The following is a 22,210-nucleotide window of genomic DNA, read 5'->3' as shown; positions in this document are numbered from 1 at the left end:
TACAGCTCAAGCAGTTCAAGCATAGGAATAAGTGCAAATGGAGTTCCTAGTTCTTTAAATGTAAATGGAAGCAGAACAAGCGGAAGTAGAGCATTTGTAGATAATCAAAGCAGCTTTATTGTTGGTGAAGGAAGTAATCTTCATGTTGGAACAGTTGAAAATACTGGAGCTATTATTGGAAAACAGAGTGAAAATGGTACTACATTTAAAGTTGATAAATATGTTGGCCACGATATTCAAAACTACGATACAATGACAACAACTGGAATTTCAGTAGGGACTTCATTAGGAAAGTCTCCTAGAGTTACAAACATTGGATTTAATCAAGATGACAGGGATAAACAAGGAATTACTAGAAATACGGTAGTTGGAAATGTAGAAATAGGCGAAACTTCTGGAAGTCCAATAAATAGGGATGTTACAAAAGCTAATGAAGTTACAAGAGATGATCATCATTCTACAAATGTTAATGTTGAGAGCCAGACTATTGAGTATGCTACTAATCCTGGTAAGTTGAAAGAAGATTTGAATAAGGCTAAAGATGAAATAAAGGATATTACAAAGGCACTTGATAATTCAATTCATGACCCAGGAGATGACAACAGAAATTTCTTTGGACAGTTGAGAGAAACTAGACTTTCTGAGACTGTAGAAAATATTGCTGGTGAAAGGTTGAAAGTAGCAAGTACTCAAAATGAGATTAAATCAGCTTTTGAAGAGGCATATTCTGATTTAGGTTATAAGGCTGAAATTAAATTTAGTACACCCGAAGAAACTCCTGAATTAAAAGACAAAGCAGGAACTGCTTATGTTTCATCTACCGGAGTTCATACGATGATAATAAATATAAATGCCAAAGAAAATAGTACAAAATCGGGGCTTATTGGAACAATTTCGGAAGAAGGGAGTCATATTATAAATGGAGCCAAAGGAAGACAAATAGAAACAGGAACTGAAGAAAAAGGACTAGAAAGTACAGGAAGAGCAACTAATTCATATTTCCAGGATAAGTATAAGGATGACAAGACTACTATTTCTATGAAATCTGATGGTGCTATTGATACCAGTAAATTGGATACTCATGTTGGAGATAGAATATTTTTGGATAAAAATCTTACCGATTCAGAAAGAGAGAAGTTATTAAAAGTTTTTGAAGAATTAACTGGATACGATTTAGACATTAAAAAAGATAAAGGTAGAAAATATGTAGAAGAATGTAAAAGAATAAATGATAAAGAAAGCTGTGCTTATGAAATAGATTTTATTTATATTGACGGTAAGAAACGAAAATTATCGGATAATGCTGAAAAATTTGTGAAAAGTAATGAATTAGTAGATTATTTGATAAAAGATGACTCAAAAATATTTGTTACAAACGGAAAAGATCCAAATAAATGGTTTGGTGGCAAGAAAGGATCAAAAGCGGCAGCACAAAATAAAGTTGTAATGATAGATGAGAATCAAAAAATTTCCCCATTTGTTTGGGATAAATTGAAAAGTATGACAATAGTAGAAGCTAATCAAAAACTTTATATCACAGTTGGTCATGAATTAATACATGTGTACCGTGTATTAAAAGGAACACATGCATATGATTCTAAAGGAAAACCGTTGTGGGTGACCCATTATGAATTAAATAAAGCAGGCAGAATAATGGGAGACCATTGGGGAATAAAGGAATTAGACGGTACATACACTGATTTGGCAGCTCTTGGTCTTCCGACGGAAGGAAGCGCAAAATATGGAAAGAAAGAGGAATATGCAACAGTTGGAATAGGAAAATCAACAGAAGAAACAGTAAAAAATGAATTTATATTTTATGGAAAATACTTAGGACCTGGATTAACAGGAGAATATAATTCAGCAGGCGATATAACTGAAAATATGTTAAGAAAAGAGCATGGATTGTTACTTAGAAGCAGATATTATAGATATTAAATAGGTAGGTGATAGTATGAAGATTATAATAATAAAAAGTATACTACTATATATCATATTTTTTAATTTTATATTCTCCAACGAGGATATTAAAAGTGATAATTTAAATATTTCTATTGAAAATAAAAAAGTACTAAAGATTATGAATAAATACAATGAAAATAGGAAAACAGATTTTTCAGCAGCTTATGGATTTCCAACTATGATCGAATATTCTCTGAAAAGTAATAATTTTAGGCATGAAATCTTAATGTATTTTAAATCTTACAATATAGATGATTATCATAAGGAAATGTTTTATGGTCAAAATTATGGAATTACTAAAGACAGTGTATTAAATGATTTTTTTGTTCCAGAATTTTTAGATGAATACTATTCAGCAGTACCTTTAAAATTAAAAAATGGGAAGAAATTTTTATATGGAAAAGTTACGGCTAGTCATTTTTATGATAAAAATGATAGATTAAAATTAAAACTAGAATTATTTTATATTAACTCAAATAATATGGAAGAAAAAGAAATATATTATAAAAATTGTAAATTATATGATTTATTGTTTAAGTATAATGAAAGTCAAATACAGAATGAAATCGGTATGTCTTATTTTAGAAAAGATATGGTAACATTATTTACAAGATATAAAAATTTACATAAAACTTCAAATCACTTAGATGGAATGGAAAAAGAAATATATAATATTATTATGGACGCGTTTAAAGATAAAATTCCAAAAGAATATTTTGAATATCGTGATAAAATATATCCTCAAGAAAAATGGTTAGAAGAGTATTATAAAAAACATGTAAATGGAGAAAATTTTGAACCATATTATGATTATAAATTTTGGAATGAACAGTCCGATTAAAGATAGAGTTGAACAAGCGAAAGAAACTGTAAATGTGAACTTTCAACAAATTTTGCAAATAATAGAGGTAGAATATAAGAAGATTGAACAGTTGGTATAGGTGGAAAAACTGAAGATGACGCTAAAAAAAGTACAGGACCAAGTTTAGATGGTAAAGGAAAATATAATTTAGATGGCGACATCACAGAAAATATGTTAAGAATAGAACATAAATTAAGATTGAGAGGTGTGTATCGCAATGAATATTAAATTAATTAAATTAGTAATATTATTAATATTTTTTTCTGTATCAGTATGTGGATTTACTGAAGAACCAGAAGAAACAAGTGAATCTCCGATGACAATAGAAGAATATAATAGTAGGCCAGATGTAATAAAATTTTTAAATAAAAGAAATATGACTATTGGAGATACCTCGTGTAATACTGGGATACTCGAATATTCATTACATTCTATTAAACCAACGAAATATTTATTTTTGATGTATTTTAAAACTTTAGAAAAAGTTGATAATTCTAGATTAATACAAACTAATGGTCAAATTTTTTCTATTTACAAAGATATAACCTTAGATAATTTATCAGATGCAAATTTTTTGGATATTTTTTATTCTAATGTACCACTGAAACTAAAAAATAAAAAGAAATTTTTGTTTGGAAAAGTATCATCAGTAGGATATGTTGAAAAAGATACAATGGAGGTACTAAAACTTGAGCTGTACTTTATAAATCCTGATAACACATTGGAGACCAAAGTATTTTTTAAAACGAAAAACTTAACAGATTTGTTAAACAAACATGGACATGAACAGGAAAAATTGAAAGATGGTTTTGATTATTCTTCAAATAGTCCAAAAGATATGGTAACGATAATAACTAGATATGAAGTAGTACATAAAGTTAGCGAAGATTTAGAAGGTACAGAGAAAGAGTTATATGATTTTGTTATGAAACTTTTTAAGGATGAAATACCAAAAGAATATTTTGAATACAGGGATAAAGGGTATCTTAAATAATATTAATTAATTTGATGATTTTAAAAAGAAAGGATGATTAAAATGTCATATATTTAAATTTATTTACTCCTAGATATTTTACTTTATTTGTAAAAATTAGAAAAGGTTATTGCAACTTAGAGTTAGCTGATATGTATTTAGCTAATTAAGAAAAGTATTCAGGGTGTGTAAAAATTTTTGTGTAAACCTCTAAATAATATATGGTAAAATAACTGTATAATATTTGGAGGTTTTTATTATGGCTAAAAAGAAAATTGACAACGAAATTTTTAAAACATTAATTAAGGATTACAATATTAAAGATACAAATGATATTAAGGATATGCTTAAAGATTTGCTTTCTGAGACTATTCAAACTATGCTTGAAGCTGAAATTGAAGAAGTGAGTACGGGCAATATTGACTTAGATATTCCTAGAGATAGAAATGCTGAGTTTGAGCCTCAGATTATCCCTAAAAAATGATACAAAGATAAGAAAGCTGACATATACGACAAACCCGATAGAAAGCTTAAACAGACAGTTAAGAAAGTATACAAAGACAAAATCACTTTATCCGACAGATGAAGCATTGATGAAGTCAGTATATTTAAGTTTAAAAGAAGCAACAAAGAAATGGACTGGAAGAATACCGGGCTGGGGAGAAATATATTCTCAGTTAAGTATTTATTTTGAAGGAAGAATTTAAAAACAGGATGATAAAACTACCATCCTGTACCATATATTATATTTTGAGTTTACACAAAATTCTGGACACTCTTAGTTTAAAAAACAAAAGTTTTTTAAGTTTGAACAAATAATTTTCCGTCTTTTATATACATATTTTTCACTTTTACTTTTTTGTCTTCGTCGTAAGTGTAAACTTCATTAATTTCCAAATAATTTGAAACAAGTGCTTTTAACGACTGTGCCATAACCGAATCATCTACTTTATTTCCTTTTTCATCAGTAATTTTGGTAATATCCAAATCCACTAAATACAGTTTATTTGTTTTTGGATCAAATTTAACACCGCTATTTAAAAATATTGCACCTTTTGCTTTTCCTGCTAAAAGTGAAACATCGTAATCAGCCGAAAAATAAAGTCTATCGCCTGCAAAGCTTATCACAGGACTTTTAAGTCCAACTTTTCCAAGCAAAAAATTTTTTTCAATTGGAAATTTTTTATTTAATTCCTTTGTAATCATAGAATTTGGAACTTTAAATGTTTTATTTGCCAAAAAATCACAAGACATAATTCCAGCAATTACAATTACTACAAGAAATATTAATTTTAAAAATGACTTTTTCATTTTTTACCTCTTTTCATTTTAAATTAACGCTTTAACATCAGATTTTTTTTACTAAAATACAATTTTTTTTAAAATCCTTCTACTCTTATAATACCGCATTTTTTTTATTATTTCAACTATTTTTTATCAATAATTTCATTTTTTTAGAAAAAATTTTTTTAGAAAATTTAGCCAGTCAAAAACTCAAAATATTTAAGTTAATTGCATTATAAATACTTCTTCAAAAACTTTAAAGTTAATATTCTCTCAATAAAATTTTTAACTATAATAATAATAATAAATTTTTTTATTTTTTTTCAAGTATTTTTTTCTAATTTGATGTTTCTTCATTCATTGAAATAGATTTTGATTTTTCTACAATAATTTCATATTTCTTATCCGTATCAAATTCAAGATTTTTTATTTTTTCAGCAATTTCATCTGTCATTGTTTCATTCCCAACAACTAAAACAACAAAGTTCTCATTATTATTTGCATCTATCAATTTCCCAATTTTAACTTCACTAATATTATTTGAAAAATTTTTATATAAAATATTTTCAACAGTTTTTAAATCATTTTCCAAAATTTCTTGATTTTTATTTTCAATCGGTAATGAAACATCTTCAGCATTTTCTTTTATTTTTTCTTCGTTCAGATATTTTGATAAGTCCTGTGCTGTTAAATACTTTTCATTGGATAACTGCTGTATTTTTAATTTATAGTTTTTCAATTTATATTTTTCCAGTTTTTTTTCTAATTTCTCAATATCCTGTTTTTTAAAGGCATCTCCTACAATTTTTAAAGTAACAGTTTTATCTTTTTTATTAATAGAATTATCAAAAACATAATGATTTTTTAATTCCCTTGAAATAAATTTTTTTAATGAATTTTCTCTCGCTGTATCTTGAACTAAAGTTGTTGCTGTATATATACTTGGAATAATTATGATTAAACTTACTATATAAAATATTATTTGTTTTTTTATTGAAATTTTATTTCTTGCTTCAAAAATATTTCCAGAATAAACTATCAAACCAACTAATGTTGCTATCATTATAAAAAATACATTTATTATAAACAAATATCCTGCTCCAAGAAAAATTTTCAGATTCCCATGAGCAATCCCAAATCCTACTACACACAAAGGAGGCATTAATGCTGTTGCAATAGCTACTCCAGGAACTACATTTCCACCATCTTCTTCAGTTTTTCCAATTACTCCTGCAGTTCCACCAAAAATTGCGATTAAAACGTCCCATAAAGTAGGATAAGTTCTTGCTAGTATCTGTGGTGTTGCATCATTTATAGGGCTTACTAAAAAATAAAAAGTGGAACTTACTACACTTATTAATATAAAAATTCCCAATCTAAAAAGTGATACATAAACTCTTTTTAAATTTCCATTTGATAATCCTAATCCTAGTGACTGAATTGGCGACATTAGTGGTGAAATCAACATTGCTCCAATAATTACTGCAACAGAATTTGTATTTAATCCTATTGAAGCTATAATCATTGCACAAATCAGAATAAACATTGTTTCCTTTGTAAAATCAGAATCTTCAATAATATTTCTTTTTAAAATCTTGTATTTCTCATGTTTTATTTTTTCCATTTTATATTCTTGTATGATAAATATATAAATAATTATATAAAATACCACACACTCCTTTCTTTATATTTCTTATTTTTTTCTTTTCTGTTCCTATTGCTTTTCTCTTCCCTTATTTTGTATAATTATTTTAGGGAAACTGCGGACTTTTTATTTTTCTTAAGGAGCTCTCGCTACTTTTCAAAGGAGATTATTGCCGCTGTTTTATCTTTAACCCTTATAGTTGGATAAGTTTTTAAATTTTTATGTTTAGCAAGAATGCGCCTGATAAAACTTTGCGGTTCCTACAGTTCCCCTATTTCTTCTTAAAGGATGTGATCTTATGTTTTTTTTAGGCATTGATATCGCCAAGCTCAACCACGTTGCTTCCCTTGTTTCTGACAATGGAAATATCGTTTTTTCTAATTTTATGTTCAAAAACAGTCTTGAGGGCTTTCTTTCCTTAATTGATAAAATAAAGTCCATCCCTAAAGACGACATTGTTATTGCTCTTGAATTTACTGGACACTATTCTGACAATTTTGTTAATTTCTTCTTTAACAGAAAGTTTAATGTCACTCTGGTCAATCCTTCAAATGTCGCCAATTTTAGAAAATCTTATGGCAGGGATTCTAAAAACGACAGAATTGATTCCATCAATATCGCTAAAATGCTGCTTTCCCGTGAATACTCTCTCGTTACACAGAGCGATATTGAATATCTTTCATTGAAAAAACTCAACAGAATCAGAGATTCCCTTGTCAAACAGAAAAGTAAATGCAAAATTCTGCTGACCAGAAATCTCGATTCCATATTCCCTGAGCTTCAGTACCTGCTGCCTTCAGGCATCCACTCTAAAGCTGTCTATGCCCTTTTGAAGAAATATCCTTCTTCAGAAGAAATAGCCGCCTTAGGAATTGATGTTTTAACAAATATTTTAAAAACTAATTCCAGGGGGCATTTCTGTGAAAAGACTGCCTATATTATCAAAAGTCAGGCTAGATCTTCTGTCGGTTTTGAGGACATTTCCTTAAGTTTTCATATTTCACAGCTGATTTCCTCTATTGAGCTGCTGGAAGAGCAGATAAGGAATACTGAAAAGCAGATCAATGCCATCATTGAAAAGCTTAAACCTGTTATTCTGTCTATTCCCGGCATAAGCAATGTTGCCTGTGCCTGCATTCTGGGAGAAATCGGAAATATATCAAGATTCCGTTCCCCTTCAAAGCTATTAGCATTTGCAGGCTTAGATCCTAAAGTCAGACAGTCAGGGCAGTTCAGAGCCTTATCATGCCGAATGTCAAAACGTGGCTCAAAATATTTACGATATTCCCTAATCTACACTGCCTGGAATGCTGTCCGAAACAATGAAGTTTTCAGTAATTACTATGCTCTTAAACGTTCACAGGGGAAAAATCATTACAAGGCACTGGGTCATGTTGCCCATAAGCTTGTAAGAGTTATTTACAAACTTATGAAAGATAATATTTCATTTGACGCTGAGCAACTTATTTAAAAAAAACTATACAAAATATTTAAGAAAATCTATTTTCAATAGGTTAATTTAAATTCGCCCAAAATTCAAGATCAAAAATTTAAAAATTTTTTTTAAAAAGGGCTTGACAAATCATAGTTGATCTCCTTTTAAACTTAAATTTTCTAAAATTTGTTTTTTATAATACTCAAAATTAATAATATAAAATAAGTACAAAAATTACAACTTCTTTCAAATAAAAACCAAAATTTTACTGATACAAACAAAAAATTTTTTGTCTAATTTTCCTCGAATTACCAATTTATATTATCTTTTTTTATATTACAAATATTTCTTCAAAAACTTCCCAGTCCAAGACTTTTTACTTTTAGCAATTTCTTCTGGAGTTCCTTCAAAAATTATTTTCCCACCTCTTTGCCCACCTTCAGGCCCTATATCGATAATATGATCAGCGACTTTTATCACATCTAAATTATGCTCAATTACTAAGACTGTATTCCCTTTATCAACCAATCTGTTTAACACTTCTAATAATTTTCTGATATCTTCAAAGTGAAGTCCTGTTGTAGGTTCGTCCAAAATGTAAATGGTTTTTCCTCTTGACATTTTTGATAATTCAGTCGCAAGTTTTATCCGTTGAGCTTCTCCACCTGAAAGAGTTGTCGCAGGTTGTCCTAATTGAATGTAATTCATTCCTACATCCATCAATGTTTGCAGTTTTCTCTCAAGTGACGGAATATTTTTGAAAAATTCGTATGCTTCTTCAACTGTCATTTCTAGCACATCTGCGACACTTTTTCCTTTGTACTGAACTTCTAATGTTTCTCGATTGTATCGTTTTCCTTTACAAACTTCACATTCCACATAAACATCTGGCAAGAAATTCATTTCAATTTTATTAATTCCAGCACCGCTACACGCTTCACATCGTCCACCTTTTACATTAAATGAAAATCTTCCTTTCGAATATCCACGCACTTTCGCATCGTTTGTCTGTGAAAATAAATCACGAATATCATCAAAAATTTTCGTATATGTTGCAGTATTCGATCTCGGCGTTCTCCCAATCGGCGACTGGTCAATATCGATCACTTTTTCCAAGTTTTCAAGTCCATCAATTCCACCATTTTCAAGCGGATACAGTTTCCCTTTATTCAGCCTGTTGTGAAGCTCCGGGAACAATGTCTGATTAATCAATGTCGACTTCCCACTTCCTGAAACCCCCGTTACAACCGTTAAAACTTCAAGTGGAATATGTGCCGTCACATTTTTCAAATTATTTCCTTTTGCATTTTTCAAAACTATCTCTTTTGTTGCTTTCCTTCTTTTTTCAGGCACTTCAATTTTAATTTTTCCGTTCAAATATTGTGCTGTCAATGATTTTTTGTTTCTCATAACTTGTTTTGGCGTTCCTTGTGCTACAACCTTTCCTCCATTAATTCCAGCACCTGGACCTATGTCAATCAGATAATCCGCCTCTCTCATCGTATCCTCATCATGCTCCACGACAATTAGACTATTCCCAATATCACGCAAATCTTTCAAAGTCGCAAGTAACTTATCATTATCCCTCTGATGAAGTCCAATACTCGGCTCGTCAAGCACATAAATCACGCCAGTAAGCCTACTTCCAATTTGAGTCGCAAGTCTAATTCTCTGAGATTCCCCACCAGACAGCGTTTTCGTCATTCTCGCAAGACTCAAGTAATCAAGTCCTACATTTATCATAAATTTTAGCCGTTCTTTTATTTCCTTCAAAATTTCAGCTGCAATCTGCATTTGTTTTTCCGTAAGCTGAATTTTTTCATAAAAATCAAGTGCATCAACAACACTCACTTCAGTCAAGTCAATAATGCTCTTATCATTAACCGTTATTGCCAATACAACATCTTTAAGTCTTTTCCCGTGACAAGTTTTACAAGTTCTCTCTGTCATATATTTTGCTTCCATCTCTTCTCTTGCTGATTCAGAAGCAGTTTCCTTGTATCTTCGTTCAATTCCATGCACAATCCCTTCAAATCCTCGTTTTCCATTATAGCTAAAACTGTCTCCGCTCCAAGAAAATTTAAATTGCTTATCACTTCCATAAAAAATCACATCTTTTTCTTTTCGAGTCAATTTAGAAACCTTTTTATCCAAGTCGATTTTATGTGCCTTTGCCATCGCTATGAATAAATCCCAGTTCCAGCCCTTTTTAGTCGTCGCTCCTGGAAAAATTATCCCGCCTTCATTAATTGACAAATTTTCATCAACAATTAATTTGTTCTCGTCAACTTCCAATCTCGAACCAAGCCCATTACAAACTTCACAAGCTCCATATGGTGCATTAAACGAAAAAAGTCTTGGCACAACATCTGGAAATACAACATCTGGATGGTCTGGACAAGAAAAATTCTCACTAAATTTGTTATCTTCCCCATTAATATTCACAATTATTTTCCCATCAGAAAGCTCACTCGCAGTTTCAATCGCCTCTGTCAATCGACTCAAAAACTCCTTATTATCCGCCTTAAACACAACCCTATCAACAACAACCTCAATATGATGCCTTTTATTCTTATCCAAAACAATTTCATCACCCAAGTCAAGAATATCACCATTCACTCGAACTCTTTGAAACCCTCTTTTCTGCAAATTCAAAAACAAATTTTTATGAGTTCCCTTTTTATCAATCACAACTGGTGACAAAATTATCATTTTATCCTTTTCTTTTCTAGAACTCATCAAATTATCGACAATTTCCTGAATCGACTGTTTTTCTACTTTTTTATGACAAATCGGACAATGTGCCTCTCCAATATGTGCCCACAAAAGCCGCATATAGTCATAAATTTCAGTAGTTGTACCAACAGTCGAACGCGGATTTTTCGACACACTTTTCTGTTCAATCGAAATTGCAGGAGAAAGCCCTTCAATACTATCTAATTCAGGTTTCTTCATCTGCCCAATAAACATTCTCGCATAAGCCGACAAGCTCTCAACATACCTTCTCTGCCCTTCTGAATAAATCGTATCAAACGCAAGTGAAGACTTCCCACTCCCAGAAACCCCAGTAATTACAACCAGCTCATTCTTTGGAATCTCAATATCAATATTTTGTAAATTATGCTCTCTAGCTCCAGTAATCTTTATTTTGTTGTCTTTCATTTTCTTTAATGTTCCTCTCTAATTTTTTTCCTCAATCAATTTAAATCCCTCTAAATCAGCTTTTTTAAATTCTTCAATCAATTTTTTTCTATATATCCCAAACTTTATTATATTCTTCATCATCTAATATTACCATTTTTTTATACTCCAGTCTATAAAAATTTTTACACAAAAAATTCTGTTCCATAAATTATTTAACAATCTATGAAACAGATTTTTTAATTCACAATATTTCTACTAAAATATTTTATTTATTGTTCGTTACTTTCTAAAACTTCTACTTTTGATTCATCTTTTATCAAATCAACTTTCATTTTTTTACTTCCTTCAAACATTCCACCTTCTTGAATGACCAATGTTAATGACGTAATGTTTGATCTAGCTTTTCCTTTTGAGCCGATTTCAACTTTATCAGCAACTATATCTCCAGAAACTTCGCCTTCGATAAAAACTGAGTTTGCTGTAATATTTCCTCTAACTTTTCCTTCTGTACCAATGTGAACTAAACTTCTAGCTTTAATATCACCTTCTAAAACTCCGTCGATTTGAAACATTGAATTTGTTTCAATTGTTCCTTTTATTGAAGTTTCCATTGATATTATACTCACTCCGTTTAAATCATCTTCTTCTGAAGTGACAGAACTTGAAGTTACAGACTCTAAATTTTTTTCTTTTACCTTTTTTCCATTATCAAATAATCCCATTTTTCAACCTCTTTTCTAAAAATTTATTTTTTATTTTTCATACGGCAAACCAGATGCCTTCGGCGCTCTAGCTTTTCCAACAAATCCTACTAATGCCAATATTGTCAAAATGTACGGTATCATCGTCAAAAATTGCTGAGGTATTGGAATTCTTGTCGCTTTGGCATAATCAGCAAATGCTTGACCAAAGGCAAATAGTAAACTTGCTAATATTGCTCCAATTGGATTCCATTTTCCAAAAATCATCGCCGCCAATGCGATATATCCACGACCTGCTGACATATTATTTGAAAATGATGGAAGCAGTACAGTTGTCAAATATGCTCCACCAAGTCCTGCGAGTGCTCCCGACAAAAGTACACTTATATATCTTATCTTGTAGACACTTATTCCAACTGTATCCGCTGCAAGTGGATGCTCTCCAACCGTTCTTATTCTAAGTCCTAAAACTGTTTTATACAGAAAAAAATGTGTCAAAATTGCGATTGCGTAAATAATAATTAACATCAGAGGCTGGTTTGCAAGAATTGGATTTCCAGCGGCATCTTTTGCCATTGGAGTACTTCCAGCTGTGTTATATAGTGCCTTTATTAAAAATGAAGTTACTGCGACTGCAAATAAATTTATTGCAACTCCGCTTATAATCTGATTTCCTTTTAAATTTATACTAATTACTGCATGAATTAACGAGATTAAAACCCCTACGGCCATTCCTGCCACAATTCCTAAATATGGATTACTTGTGGCTATATTTACAACTGCTGCGGCAAAAGCTCCACTTAACATAATTCCTTCAAGACCAATATTTACAACACCACTTCGTTCTGAAATACACGCTCCAACCGCTGTTATTAAAATTGGTGGCGCAATAATTATTGTTTGCTGTATTAAATTCCCTATTTCTTTCATTTTTCTTATTTTTTCCTTCCTTTTAAATTTAAATTTTAATATTTAAAATTTTTAGTTACTTTTTCTTTTTTTTTATAAAAAACTTAAATAAATTTTCTGATGCTACAAATATAATAATTAATGCTTGAATTATATATACAATGTCCTTATCAACTTGATATCTTTGCTGCAACATCTGTCCACCAACTTCAAGCGCCGCATAAAAAATTCCCGCAACTAAAATTCCAAAAGGATTATTTTTTCCAAGTAAAGCCACCGCAAGTCCAGTAAAACCGTAGTCTCCCATAATTAACTCTGTATAGGCATACTGGGATGCTCCACCTAAAACTCTTTCCGCACCACCAAGTCCAGCACAAATTCCTGCGATTCCCATTGCTAAAAACATTATCTTCTTTGGATTAATTCCAGCATTTTCAGCGACTGTTTCACTTTGTCCAACAGCTTTTATCTCATAACCTTTTTTCGAATATTTGAAAAAGCAGTAAAGTGCGATAATTAATAAGATTGCCAAGATAAATCCAAAATTTAAATTTTGTTTTGTAACTTTTGCAAAAAGCAGTGGAAGTCTTGCATTTTTCACAACTTTTACAGTTTGAGGAATCTGTGATAACGGATCTTTTAACGGTCCATTTATCAAAAAATTCTGAATTTCAACAATTATATAATTTAACATTATTGTACTAATTACTTCATTTACGCCAAATCTAGATTTTAAAAACCCTGCGATCCCCGCCCAAATAAATCCTGCAACCATCGCAACAATTATTACAATTACAACATTTCCCAAAAACTGATTTTTAAACGCAACAGCCCAAAATGCTGCAGTCAGTCCTCCAGCAATCATTTGCCCTTGCATTCCTATGTTAAAAAGCCCTGCACGAAAAGCTACCATTGCCGACAGTGCCGAAAAAATAAGCGGTGTCGCTATAAATAAAGTTTTGGCAAGTCCACTAAAAAATGGTGAACGAGGTGAACTCTGATAAAAAGCTGCCTTTACCATATCAAAATATGCCACAAATGGATTTAATCCTTTTGAAATCATTATTATTCCACCGATAATTAGAGCAATAAAAACTGAAACTATTGTTGGAATAAAATCTATTATTTTTGATTTTATCTCATTACTTTTCATCATTTAATTTCCCTCCTGCCATTAATATCCCAATTTTTTCCGCTGTTGCTTCACTTCTGTTCAAAATTCCTACAATTTTTCCTGAATACATAACTGCAATTCTATCGCTTAATGCCATTATTTCCGATAATTCAGCTGAAACAACCAAGATTGCTTTCTTTTTAGTTTTTTCCTGCAAAATCGTGTTGTGTATCATTTCAATCGCACCAATATCGACTCCTCGGGTTGGCTGTGCCGCAATTATAAACTTATTTTCCCGCTCTAATTCCCGTGCAACTACGACTTTTTGCTGATTTCCTCCAGAAAGTCCGCCAAATTTAATTTTCCCATTATTCGGACGAATATCATATTTTTCAATATATTTTTTAGTTTTAGCTTCAATTTCTCCATAATTCATCAAAAACCCTTTTGAATATTCATCTTGAAGTCCAAGCGCCATATTTTCCTCCATGGTAAAATTGTCAATTGCAGCTCTTTTATGTCTGTCTTCTGGGATATGTGCAAATCCCGAGTTTTTAATTTCCTTTGGTGTCTGATTTTCCAAACTCTTATTTCCTATCGAATATTTTCCATCATCAATCTTTACAAGCCCAGCCAGAGCTTCAATTAACTCAGTTTGTCCATTTCCTTGAACTCCTGCAATTCCTAGAACTTCTCCTTCCCTTATTTCAAAAGAAACATCGCTGACTTTTTCAATTCCATCTTTTCCGCCCTTTTTATCTTTTACAGTTAAATGTTCAACTTTTACAAGCACATTCCCAAGTTTTACTTCAGGACGCTTTACTTCAAACAAAACGACTCTTCCAACCATAAGATTTGCAATTTTTTCTTTAGTTGCTTCACTTGTTGCAAGTCTTCCAACATCGCTTCCTCTTCTGATAACCGTGATATTATCCGACAAATCCAGCACTTCCTGCAATTTATGCGAAATAAAGATTATAGTTTTTCCTTCTTTTACCAAATTTCTCATAATTTCATAAAGCTCTTTTACTTCTTGCGGCGTAAGTACGGCACTCGGCTCATCAAATACTAGAAGTTCTGCTCCTTTAAACAAAACTTTCAAAATTTCTATTCTCTGTTGAATTCCAACCGATAAATCTGAAACTTTTGCGTCAGGATCAATATTTAAACCATATTTTTCAGAAACTTCCCGAACTTTTTCCCTAGCTTTATTCAAGTCAAAAAATATTCCGCCTTTTTTTGGCTCAAATCCAAGCACCATATTTTCTGCAACCGTTAAAGTGTCAACTAGCATAAAATGCTGATAAACCATTCCAATTCCAAGTTTTGCTGCCATTGTTGGACTGATTATTTCAGTCTTTTTACCTTTGTAAAAAATCTCACCTGAAGTTGGCGCGTAAAGCCCATTCAATATTTTCATAAGTGTCGACTTTCCAGCTCCATTTTCTCCAACTATTGCGTGAATTTCTCCCTTTTTAACTTTCAAGGTAATGTCGTCATTCGCAACAATTTTCCCTTCCAGAAACTCTTTCCGAATATTTTTCATTTCCAAAATATAATCACTCATTTTTCCTCCTGTTAAAATTATTTCATTCACAAAATTTACTTATTTTTTAGAAAAAATCTGAAACATAGTAATTAGAATCAGTTTTCAGCAAATCCAAAACTTCAATTGGTTTTTTCACAACATTAATTTTATAGTCTTTGTAATAATATTTCGGCTCCTTTCCACCAATAAACACGACTGTGTTATCTTCATTAAACATATACCCGTGATAATCACTATTTTCCAAAAGTAGTGGCGTTCTTTTTAACTTTAATTTATTTTTTGCAAGTTCTTTTATGACATTTTCAGGAAACCCAGTCAAATAGACATTTTTTTCAAGTTCTGGTAAAATTGCCTGATCTTCCAATTTATCCGAAATTACGACATCTTTATCGAATTTATAAATCGAATCATCTTGCAACTTTCCAATTCCCGAATTTTCATAACTTTCCTTTATAAAATATTCCACTTTTGAATTTTCAAAATTTTCAACAACTTCTTTTCGATTTTTTTTCAGCTCTTCAATCAGAAATTCCTTGTCTAGCTCAGAATATACATTGTTTGGATTAAATTTTGGCTTATCTAAAAGTTGATACAAGACATAAATTTGTCTATTTAAAAATTCCTGATCAGTTCCGGCATATTCAGTTGCACCCATTCCACTTGACATCGAAGTTAACTGCTGTCTGTAATAATCTTCCAATGAAGAGGCTGGAAGCTCCAATATTTTTTCTTCATCAGATAGCAAATATTCTTTTATCTGCTGCATTTCTTCATAAAATCGTTTCTCCAGAAGCAGTGAATATTTTCTAGTTGCCCTTATATTTACAACTTTTGTCTCCCCATTTTTCGTCTTAATTGGCTCAATTCCTTTTAAAAAAATGTTAAATTCGTTATAAAATTTGTTTTTCCCAAATAAATCACTTGGATATGTTATTTCAAATAATTTTATCTCATATCTTCCAGGAATCACTTTTCGCATTTTTTCTTCTCCGTCAATGTTAACTTTTACTTTTTTAAATTTTGGCTCTTCTTCACTAGCCCACTTAATTTCCTTTTTTATTTTGTCAAACATTGAAAAACTAGTTAGACTACAGCTCAAAAGTATAAGAATTATTCCTTTTTTCAAATCTTTTCCTCCTTTTAAAATTTTCAAAAATTACAGTTTTTCTTTAATCAAAATCGCCACATTTTCCGGAACAACTTCCATAAGTTCTTCAATTTTCGCATTTTTTATATTTTTTATTAATCCAAATTTTTTAATCAATTCTTTTTTTCTTTTTGGTCCAATTCCTAGAATGCTATCTAGCGCACTTTTAACATTTCTTTTACTTCGTAATTTTCTGTGGTGAGTTATTCCAAATCTATGTGATTCATCTCTAAGTCTTTGTAAAATTTTCAAAGTTTCATCGCTTTTCTCAAAAATATATGGCTTGCTCTCGTAACTTTTAAAAATTTCTTCTTCTCTTTTTGCAATACTGATTATATCCAAATATTCAAATTTTTTCAATTTTTCCAAGACATCTACTGCTATTCCCAGCTGCCCTTTTCCCCCATCAATTAAAATTAGATCAGGCAATTCTTCCACGTCTAATTTAGAATATCTTCTTGTAAGAGCCTCTCTCATCATAGCAAAGTCATCCGGCGTATCTTTTACTGTAATTTTAAAATGTCTGTATTCTTTTGGCGTAACTTCTCCATCAATCGCAACTGTCATCGCAGCAACAGCGTCAACTCCCTGAATATTAGAAATATCAAAGCATTCAATCCTATGCGGCATTTTTTTTAATCTAAGTTTTCTTTTTAAATTTAACAATCCTTCACGCACTAACCGTTTTTTTCTAAAAAACTTTTCCACTTCTTCATTCAAGTTCAAATATCCCATTTCCAAAAGTTGTTTTCTGCGACTTTGAATTTTTGGAAAATACATCTTAACTTCCTTCTTTTTCTCAATTTTAGCCCATTCTTTAATAAGTTCTTCCTTTTCCAAATATTTTTCATCAAAGATAATATTTTTTGGAATATTCCTTTTTTCATAATAAGCTGTAATCAGGCGCTCAAAAATATTTTCTTGATTTCCTGCGACTTCTTTTATAACAATATGATTTTTCCCAATAATCTTACCATCCCGCACATTTAACACGCATAAAAATATATTTTCCAGTTTTTGTGTAAATACAAATATATCTTCATCTATTTCACGGCTGTATTCAATAATCTGAGTTTGCAGCATTTTCTTTAATACGGTTATTTTTTCCCGCTCGACAATTGCCCGCTCAAATTCCATATTCTGGCTCAGCTCATTCATTTTATTTTCCAGCCTTTTTAACACTTCATCACTATTTCCAGATAGAAAATTTTGAAAATTTTTAACATTTGCATTGTACTCAGAAGAAATATTTTTAAATTTACAGGGAGCAGGACAAGTTTTCATATGATATTTTAAACATGGTTTAGTTACTTTGTCCATATTTCTAGCACAATCCCTTACAGGAAATATCTTTATCAAAGACTTTAGCGCAAAATAAATTCCCATTGGATATGGTCCAAAATATTTTGCATTTTCATTTAATTTTCTTGTACTTCTCACGACTTCTATTTTAGGAAATTTTTCTTTTGTAAATTTTATGTATGGATAAGTTTTCTCATCCTTCAACAAAATATTATATTTTGGCATATTTTTCTTTATAAGATTATTTTCTAAAATAAGCGCTTCAACTTCAGTTTTACAAATAAAAAACTCAATATCTTTTATATTTTTCACGAGTTCCAGCGTTTTCGCATTATGCGACTTAATATTCATAAAATATGACTTTACCCTATTTTGCAAATTTTTTGCTTTTCCGACGTAAATTATTTTCCCACGAGAATTTTTCATCAAATAAACTCCAGGATTTTTAGGAATATCCTTATATCTTACAGGTGAAGTTATCTCTTCCATCTCTTGCCTTTCCAATTTTTCAAATAAACTTATTTCATTCCCAGATAATCCCCCGATTTCTTCACTAAAAAATATCAAATTTTGTCATTTTTTATTTTAAAAAAATTTTTTACAAAACTACAAATAAAATTTAATTTTAAATTTTAATCCGAATTTTTTATTATAAAATTTATTCAATTTCCGTTTTTTCCCCAACTTCCCTATGGTATTTACCAATTTTATAATCTTCTCTTTTTGTAAGATCTTCAAAAAGTTTATTTACAAAAGTTACAGAACGATGCTGTCCTCCTGAGCATCCTATCCCTATTCTAAGATGTGATTTTCCTTCTTTTTCATAGCAAGGTATCAAATAAATAAGCATTTGCAGTAGCATCTCATAAAATTTTTGACTTTCAGAAAGTCCCATCACATAATTTTGAACATCTATATGATTTCCAGTTTTTTTCTTTAAATTATCGATATAATAAGGATTTGGAAGAAATCTCACATCGAACATCAAATGTAAATCTAGCGGTATTCCGTACTTAAATCCAAACGAAGTTAAATTTATATTTATTTTTTTCAATTTTCCTGAAAACTCTTTTTCCAAAAGTTTTTGCAAATCTTTTACTTTAAGAGTGCTGGTATCAATTACCAAATCCGCTAAAGACATAAAGTTTTTAAGCATCTTTCTCTCTGCCTTTATATTAGAAAGCAAAGTATCGTACAAATTTAATGGATGTTTTCTTCGGGACAACTCATATCTGCTAAGCAGCACATCGTTTCTCGCATCCAAATAAATCATTGTATGGGATATTTCTTCTTCGTCCAATATTTTTAACTGTTCTGTAAGCTGCCCCATAAACTCTTGATTTCGCACGTCTATCACAACAGCAACTTTATTTCTTTTTTCGCTGCTCAAGAAAATTTCATTCAAATATTGAAAAAGATTTATAGGAAAATTGTCAATACAAAAATATTCTCTGTCCTCAAAAAAGTTAATTACTTCCGATTTCCCAGCTCCACTCATTCCTGTTATTATAATAAGTTCTTTTTTAATCTCTTCCATTTTTTTACTTTCCTTTCAAATTTTTAATTAAATTTGTTTTCACTCTCAATTCTATTATAACAAAAAATTCTCATCTTTTGAAAAAATTTTTAAATAAATTTATTAATTTTTGATAACATTTTAAATATTTTAATTATTATACCACATCTAGTACTAAATATAAATATTTTTTCTAATATATGACAGAGTAAAATAGTTAAGGGTAAATAAAAAATCTTATTTTAAGTTTTTCATTCAATCCAGAAAGTTACTAAAATTTTTTTTATTTTTTAAGCAGAAGTGCTCATCGCCGCACCCCTGCACCCCGGCTAGTCTTCGACATTTTTATGCACTGCCAAAAAACTCGCACTGATTGTGCTCAGACAGTTTTGTCAGCACATAAAAATGCTCCGACGGTTTAAATTTTACTGTTATATAAAAGGTGTCGTGATTTTTTTGGAGTAAAGACGACTGTTTGAGCACGTTTAGTGCGAGTTTCGGCTTTGCTTCAAAAAAATGCTTAGACGAGCGTGGGGATTATAAGGGGAAATGGCGGTCCTTTCCCCTTATGTAAAAAATAAAAAAATAATATTAAACAAAATAACATCTTGTAATCAAAAACAAGCTAAAAAATTTGAAATTAAAAAATCTGCCCCTAAAATTTTTAAACCATCTCTAATATATGAATAAAATATGCAAGAGTAAATGTCATTTTTTATGAAATATATTGTTTTAGTTCAATATTATACATTTCATTTGAATTTTTCCCATCAAAAAGTTTTCACTCAACCTTTAAAAATCCTTTTTTTAAGGAAAATTTCAATATTTTACAATTTTTATTTTAAAAAAATCAATATTTAAAAATAACCGCTGTCTTTTAAAACAACGATTATTTGGAAGTATAATTAAACAATATATATTTTTTCTCTTGAGGAAGCATAGATTCTGAAAAACTCCCATTTTGAATACTGTTTCTTATCTCAATAACTTTATCAGTTATATCCGTTATATTTACAATCCACTCATTTACATATTTTTTTACTGTTTTTCCCTTTATGCCTAACTGTATCGCTCTTCTTCCTATTGGATTGCCATAAATATCCCTGTCTGGATCCCATTGACATCTTACTTCTGAATTTTCCAATTTTTCTTTCCATTTTTCCTTAGATAAATCAGAAACTTCTCTAAAAGATGAAAGTACAGCATTTTTCACTATTTCATCAAATCCTTCCCTTTTCAGGTCAATTGCCAATATTCTTTCCTGTCCTTGCTTACTGGCCCAGCCACTTCGGTACATCATCTATAATAGTTGGATTTAATCTAAACATTTCATTTATGGATTTTTAAAGTATTTATAAAGTATAAAAGTACTGAAAAGGTACTAAAATTCAAAAAGAGGCATATTTCAGCCTCTTTTACTTTATCCTGTATTTTCTATTAAAAATATAATATTATTTTCTTATTTGTCAATTTTTATTTCATATATTTAGTTGCTGTTTTTTTTATTTCTCTATAACGGCAGTTTTTTGTCAATATATTTAAAAAATATTGTGACTTTTTTATTCACAAAAAAAGATAGCCATTTCTGGCTATCTCCTAAACACTTTGACAACTATCTTTTTCTCTTTATCTTCATCAACCGTTCTTTGTCTGTCAAATCCAGCAATAATTATCAATGCCGCCATATTTGTTCCGATTAATAGCAACATATCCTCTGTTCTTGACTTTCTTTCTATACTGTCAAAAATCTCTCTATTACTTTCACTTTTTAATCTATTTCTTAATAAATTTAAATTCTGCTGTCTTTGATAATTTCTTAACTTCAATGTTAAAACTGAATTTAAAAATATAATGGCTAGCATAATAAACGCTAATTTTCTACTTTTGCGATGTTTTTCCATTATCATCACCTTTATCCTTTTTGACAAACCCCAGCTTTTCCAGCAGTAATTCTAAAAAGCCTGTACTAATGCCATATCTTTTTTGGTTTATCGTTTCCAGCAATGCCTCTCCAAAAAATCCAAAAACTGGACTCCACGGATACAGGTATTCTGCTGAAAAATGTCCTATTATTTTGTTTAAAGACAATGTTATTGACATAGTCATTCCAGCAACCGCTATTCTTTTCATATACGGCTTTACAGGCTTGTTATCAACCATTTTTTGAGCTACTACACCAAATAATACTCCGCTAAAAAATAAGATCAAGAAAAGTCCGTGATTGTCAATTATTATTTTTAAGTCCTCTATCATTTATGCTCCTACAATATATTCTTTTTATCGTTCTTTTTCTCAAAATCAAATATTTGTTGTATAAACTCAGACGGAATTAGCTTAGTTTTCAATTCTTTGATACAAGATAAAATTGTATTCTCTCCAATTTCTTCAATAAAATTTGGAATCCACTTTCTGTCAATTTCTTTTTCCTTTAAGACATAGTTTTCCAATTTTTCCCAAAAATCTTTTGCTATAACATCAAATTTTTCTGCTCCTTTTTTTGCCTTATTTACAATTTCATTTTTGTAAATTTTAGTAACAACCATCTCTGCTGCCTTATTAATTATCCATATTTCTACCATTTTATCCATTTTTATCACTCCTATTTTGTTATTTTTCTTAATATTCATTCTAAGCCACTTAACAAGTGTTTTAAGACAAATTGACCCG

Annotated in this window: 19 protein-coding genes and 1 pseudogene; 6 read left to right on the top strand and 14 right to left on the bottom strand. The window is 30.4% G+C overall.

Translation table 11 applies throughout. The annotated features are described in order from the left end of the window. Positions 1–252: 252 nt before the first annotated feature. From AXF11_RS10660 to AXF11_RS11085, 5 genes are all read left to right on the top strand, one after another. A complete protein-coding gene (locus AXF11_RS10660; RefSeq protein WP_068157343.1) occupies positions 253–1,938 on the top strand; it encodes a M91 family zinc metallopeptidase in 1,686 nt (561 codons plus the stop codon). Between the two features lie 16 nt (positions 1,939–1,954). Next, positions 1,955–2,803 carry a hypothetical protein gene (locus AXF11_RS08955; protein ID WP_068157341.1) on the top strand — a complete coding sequence of 283 codons (849 nt, stop codon included), beginning with the start codon at positions 1,955–1,957 and terminating at the stop codon, positions 2,801–2,803. 238 nt (positions 2,804–3,041) lie between these two features. After that, positions 3,042–3,818, top strand: a complete 777-nt coding sequence (locus tag AXF11_RS08950) for a hypothetical protein (RefSeq protein WP_068157338.1) — start codon at positions 3,042–3,044, stop codon at positions 3,816–3,818. 238 nt (positions 3,819–4,056) lie between these two features. Further along, positions 4,057–4,281 carry a hypothetical protein gene (locus AXF11_RS08945; protein ID WP_068157336.1) on the top strand — a complete coding sequence of 75 codons (225 nt, stop codon included), beginning with the start codon at positions 4,057–4,059 and terminating at the stop codon, positions 4,279–4,281. Continuing rightward, positions 4,244–4,504 carry a transposase gene (locus AXF11_RS11085; protein WP_068157334.1) on the top strand — a complete coding sequence of 87 codons (261 nt, stop codon included), beginning with the start codon at positions 4,244–4,246 and terminating at the stop codon, positions 4,502–4,504. Before AXF11_RS08945 ends, AXF11_RS11085 begins: the two co-directional genes overlap by 38 nt. Positions 4,505–4,598: 94 nt before the next feature. On the opposite strand, the gene AXF11_RS08935 is transcribed toward AXF11_RS11085, so the two are convergent. Beyond that, positions 4,599–5,108, bottom strand: coding sequence for a DUF1439 domain-containing protein (locus tag AXF11_RS08935; RefSeq protein ID WP_068157332.1), 510 nt, complete (start codon positions 5,106–5,108; stop codon positions 4,599–4,601). A gap of 310 nt (positions 5,109–5,418) precedes the next feature. Continuing rightward, on the bottom strand, positions 5,419–6,705 hold the full coding sequence (locus AXF11_RS08930) for a TIGR00341 family protein (protein ID WP_068158359.1): 1,287 nt from the start codon (positions 6,703–6,705) through the stop codon (positions 5,419–5,421). 319 nt (positions 6,706–7,024) lie between these two features. On the opposite strand from AXF11_RS08930, the gene AXF11_RS08925 reads away from it, so the two are divergent. Beyond that, the gene (locus AXF11_RS08925; protein WP_068156953.1) at positions 7,025–8,197 is read left to right on the top strand and encodes an IS110 family transposase; all 1,173 of its coding nucleotides are present in this window, start codon (positions 7,025–7,027) and stop codon (positions 8,195–8,197) included. Between the two features lie 300 nt (positions 8,198–8,497). On the opposite strand, the gene uvrA is transcribed toward AXF11_RS08925, so the two are convergent. The 12 genes and pseudogenes from uvrA to AXF11_RS08865 all read right to left on the bottom strand — a co-directional run bounded on the left by uvrA (position 8,498) and on the right by AXF11_RS08865 (position 22,170). Beyond that, positions 8,498–11,323: an excinuclease ABC subunit UvrA gene (gene uvrA / locus AXF11_RS08920; protein ID WP_068157331.1), complete on the bottom strand. Its 2,826-nt coding sequence runs from the start codon at positions 11,321–11,323 to the stop codon at positions 8,498–8,500. A 251-nt stretch (positions 11,324–11,574) separates the two neighbouring features. After that, complete coding sequence (locus AXF11_RS08915) at positions 11,575–12,027, bottom strand: bactofilin family protein (RefSeq protein WP_068157328.1); 453 nt, start codon at positions 12,025–12,027, stop codon at positions 11,575–11,577. Positions 12,028–12,057: 30 nt separating this feature from the next. Then, positions 12,058–12,936, bottom strand: a complete 879-nt coding sequence (locus AXF11_RS08910; RefSeq protein ID WP_068157324.1) for an ABC transporter permease — start codon at positions 12,934–12,936, stop codon at positions 12,058–12,060. Positions 12,937–12,991: 55 nt separating this feature from the next. Continuing rightward, entirely contained in the window at positions 12,992–14,071 is a 1,080-nt protein-coding gene (locus AXF11_RS08905) for an ABC transporter permease (protein ID WP_231724692.1), read from the bottom strand. Further along, on the bottom strand, positions 14,058–15,596 hold the full coding sequence (locus tag AXF11_RS08900) for an ABC transporter ATP-binding protein (protein ID WP_068157322.1): 1,539 nt from the start codon (positions 15,594–15,596) through the stop codon (positions 14,058–14,060). The genes AXF11_RS08905 and AXF11_RS08900 overlap by 14 nt, the downstream gene beginning before the upstream one ends. 46 nt (positions 15,597–15,642) lie before the next feature. After that, positions 15,643–16,704, bottom strand: coding sequence for a hypothetical protein (locus AXF11_RS08895; protein ID WP_068158352.1), 1,062 nt, complete (start codon positions 16,702–16,704; stop codon positions 15,643–15,645). Between the two features lie 30 nt (positions 16,705–16,734). Beyond that, positions 16,735–18,516, bottom strand: coding sequence for an excinuclease ABC subunit UvrC (gene uvrC, locus AXF11_RS08890; RefSeq protein WP_068158350.1), 1,782 nt, complete (start codon positions 18,514–18,516; stop codon positions 16,735–16,737). A 169-nt stretch (positions 18,517–18,685) separates the two neighbouring features. Further along, a complete protein-coding gene (gene rapZ, locus AXF11_RS08885) occupies positions 18,686–19,564 on the bottom strand; it encodes an RNase adapter RapZ (protein WP_068157319.1) in 879 nt (292 codons plus the stop codon). Positions 19,565–20,432: 868 nt separating this feature from the next. After that, positions 20,433–20,847 (bottom strand): annotated as a pseudogene (locus AXF11_RS08880) (DUF4291 family protein); the annotation flags it as partial. A 285-nt stretch (positions 20,848–21,132) separates the two neighbouring features. Beyond that, the gene (locus AXF11_RS08875; protein WP_231724690.1) at positions 21,133–21,444 is read right to left on the bottom strand and encodes a hypothetical protein; all 312 of its coding nucleotides are present in this window, start codon (positions 21,442–21,444) and stop codon (positions 21,133–21,135) included. Then, positions 21,422–21,796, bottom strand: a complete 375-nt coding sequence (locus AXF11_RS08870) for a hypothetical protein (protein ID WP_068157307.1) — start codon at positions 21,794–21,796, stop codon at positions 21,422–21,424. The genes AXF11_RS08875 and AXF11_RS08870 overlap by 23 nt, the downstream gene beginning before the upstream one ends. A gap of 8 nt (positions 21,797–21,804) precedes the next feature. Continuing rightward, a complete protein-coding gene (locus AXF11_RS08865; RefSeq protein ID WP_068157301.1) occupies positions 21,805–22,170 on the bottom strand; it encodes a hypothetical protein in 366 nt (121 codons plus the stop codon). Positions 22,171–22,210: the final 40 nt, after the last annotated feature.

Source organism: Leptotrichia sp. oral taxon 847, from assembly GCF_001553645.1.
Taxonomy (GTDB): Bacteria; Fusobacteriota; Fusobacteriia; order Fusobacteriales; family Leptotrichiaceae; genus Leptotrichia.
This window is presented reverse-complemented; position numbering and strand designations above follow the sequence as displayed.

Excerpts from the sequence above, each read along its gene's own strand:
- AXF11_RS11085 (WP_068157334.1), top strand. The coding sequence starts at position 4,244 with ATGCTGAGTTTGAGCCTCAGATTATCCCTAAAAAATGATACAAAGATA.
- uvrA (WP_068157331.1), bottom strand. The coding sequence starts at position 11,323 with ATGAAAGACAACAAAATAAAGATTACTGGAGCTAGAGAGCATAATTTA.
- AXF11_RS08900 (WP_068157322.1), bottom strand. The coding sequence starts at position 15,596 with ATGAGTGATTATATTTTGGAAATGAAAAATATTCGGAAAGAGTTTCTG.
- AXF11_RS10660 (WP_068157343.1), top strand. The coding sequence starts at position 253 with ATGACAACAACTGGAATTTCAGTAGGGACTTCATTAGGAAAGTCTCCT.
- AXF11_RS08870 (WP_068157307.1), bottom strand. The coding sequence starts at position 21,796 with ATGATAGAGGACTTAAAAATAATAATTGACAATCACGGACTTTTCTTG.
- AXF11_RS08930 (WP_068158359.1), bottom strand. The coding sequence starts at position 6,705 with ATGGAAAAAATAAAACATGAGAAATACAAGATTTTAAAAAGAAATATT.
- AXF11_RS08905 (WP_231724692.1), bottom strand. The coding sequence starts at position 14,071 with ATGATGAAAAGTAATGAGATAAAATCAAAAATAATAGATTTTATTCCA.
- AXF11_RS08955 (WP_068157341.1), top strand. The coding sequence starts at position 1,955 with ATGAAGATTATAATAATAAAAAGTATACTACTATATATCATATTTTTT.
- AXF11_RS08865 (WP_068157301.1), bottom strand. The coding sequence starts at position 22,170 with ATGAATATTAAGAAAAATAACAAAATAGGAGTGATAAAAATGGATAAA.
- AXF11_RS08945 (WP_068157336.1), top strand. The coding sequence starts at position 4,057 with ATGGCTAAAAAGAAAATTGACAACGAAATTTTTAAAACATTAATTAAG.
- AXF11_RS08910 (WP_068157324.1), bottom strand. The coding sequence starts at position 12,936 with ATGAAAGAAATAGGGAATTTAATACAGCAAACAATAATTATTGCGCCA.
- AXF11_RS08925 (WP_068156953.1), top strand. The coding sequence starts at position 7,025 with ATGTTTTTTTTAGGCATTGATATCGCCAAGCTCAACCACGTTGCTTCC.
- AXF11_RS08875 (WP_231724690.1), bottom strand. The coding sequence starts at position 21,444 with ATGGAAAAACATCGCAAAAGTAGAAAATTAGCGTTTATTATGCTAGCC.
- AXF11_RS08950 (WP_068157338.1), top strand. The coding sequence starts at position 3,042 with ATGAATATTAAATTAATTAAATTAGTAATATTATTAATATTTTTTTCT.
- AXF11_RS08915 (WP_068157328.1), bottom strand. The coding sequence starts at position 12,027 with ATGGGATTATTTGATAATGGAAAAAAGGTAAAAGAAAAAAATTTAGAG.
- rapZ (WP_068157319.1), bottom strand. The coding sequence starts at position 19,564 with ATGGAAGAGATTAAAAAAGAACTTATTATAATAACAGGAATGAGTGGA.
- AXF11_RS08935 (WP_068157332.1), bottom strand. The coding sequence starts at position 5,108 with ATGAAAAAGTCATTTTTAAAATTAATATTTCTTGTAGTAATTGTAATT.
- uvrC (WP_068158350.1), bottom strand. The coding sequence starts at position 18,516 with ATGGAAGAGATAACTTCACCTGTAAGATATAAGGATATTCCTAAAAAT.